Consider the following 514-nt stretch of genomic DNA (forward strand, 5'->3'; position numbering starts at 1 on the left):
CGTATTCATCGGAAAACGCAATATCAATCGCGACGAACTGGCATTATCCGGTGAGAGCGACATTCGGATTGTACCGGTGATCATTGGCAGCAAAAAAGCCGGGGTATTGCAGACTATTCTCGGTGCGGTGATGGTGGTTGCCGGGGTGTTCTTATCGGCAACGCCGTTTGGTGCGCCGATGGTAATGTCCGGCGTAGGCATGATGCTGGGTGGAGTGGTGCAAATGTTGTCGCCGATGCCGGGCGGACTGGCGAGACGGGAAGATCCCGACAATAAACCATCCTATGCGTTTGGTGGTCCGGTCAACTCCATCGCGCAGGGTAACCCGGTTCCGATTGGATATGGCAAGCGCCGCATCGGGGGTGCCATCATCTCAGCGGGAATTTACGCCGAAGACCAACAATAATCTTCATCGTTTCAATCAGGTCGCGCAAGCGGCTTAATGAGATGGTCACCCCCACCCTGTGAGCGGTAAGCTGAGAGGGTGTTTTTCTTTGGGAAGAGGCCATCATGA

The 514-nt window shown here is 54.7% G+C and carries 1 protein-coding gene; it reads left to right on the top strand.

Features of this window, described 5'->3' with window-relative positions:
* The coding region (locus Xkoz_RS19355; RefSeq protein ID WP_099143534.1) for a tail assembly protein at window positions 1-406 on the top strand (406 nt) is incomplete at its 5' end.
* Window positions 407-514 lie beyond the last annotated feature (108 nt).

Source organism: Xenorhabdus kozodoii (assembly GCF_002632875.1).
Classification (GTDB): domain Bacteria; phylum Pseudomonadota; class Gammaproteobacteria; order Enterobacterales; family Enterobacteriaceae; genus Xenorhabdus; species Xenorhabdus kozodoii.